Annotated in this window: 1 protein-coding gene and 1 pseudogene; both read left to right on the top strand. The window is 64.3% G+C overall.

The features are described 5' to 3' along the window. A partial coding sequence (locus J7I92_RS23340; protein WP_214844336.1) for an L-serine ammonia-lyase, iron-sulfur-dependent, subunit alpha occupies nucleotides 1–458 on the top strand: 458 nt, incomplete at its 5' end. 22 nt (nucleotides 459–480) lie between these two features. Next, nucleotides 481–907: pseudogene (locus J7I92_RS23335) on the top strand (lipoyl synthase); the annotation flags it as partial.

Raw genomic sequence — 907 nt, 5'->3', positions numbered from 1 at the left:
CCACCCAGCAGGACCGTGACGATGTCGTGGTGAAGTTCCTGCTCGCCGCCGGCGCCGTCGGGGTGCTGTACAAGGAGCAGGCCTCGATCTCCGGCGCCGAAGTGGGCTGCCAAGGCGAGGTGGGCTCGGCGTCGTCGATGGCCGCGGCCGGGCTTGCGGAGGTGATGGGCGGCACCCCCGCCCAAGTGGAAAACGCCGCCGAAATCGCGATGGAGCACAACCTGGGCCTGACCTGCGACCCGATCGGCGGGCTGGTCCAGATCCCCTGCATCGAACGGAACGCCATCGCAGCCGCGAAGGCCATCAACGCCGCCAAAATGGCGCTGTGGGGTGACGGCACGCACCGGGTATCGCTGGATGAGGTGATCGTGACCATGCGCGAAACCGGCAAGGACATGAGCTCCAAGTACAAGGAAACCGCGATGGGCGGCCTCGCCGTCAACGTCGTGGCCTGCTGATTTGCACTAAGGAAAGAGAACAATGACACTGGCACCAGAAGGCCGAAAGATGCTGCGTATTGAGCAGCGCAATGCGGCCACCCCGGTGGAGCGCAAGCCGGAGTGGATCAAAGCCAAGGTCCAGATGGGCCCGGAGTTCGTCCAGCTCAAGAACCTCGTGAAAAAGGAAGGCCTGCACACGGTGTGTGAGGAGGCCGGTTGCCCGAACATCTTCGAGTGCTGGGAAGACAAGGAAGCCACGTTCCTGATCGGCGGCTCCGAATGCACCCGCCGCTGCGATTTCTGCCAGATTGACACCGGCAAGCCCTCCCCGGTGGACATGTTTGAACCCACCAAGGTGGCCCGCTCGGTCCAGGCCATGGCCTTGCGCTACGCCACCGTCACCGGCGTGGCCCGGGACGACCTCGAAGATGAGGGTGTCTGGCTGTACGCCGAAACGGTCCGCAAGA

This window comes from Arthrobacter sp. ISL-72 (assembly GCF_018613755.1).
In the GTDB taxonomy this organism is placed as follows: Bacteria; Actinomycetota; Actinomycetes; order Actinomycetales; family Micrococcaceae; genus Arthrobacter.
This window is presented reverse-complemented; position numbering and strand designations above follow the sequence as displayed.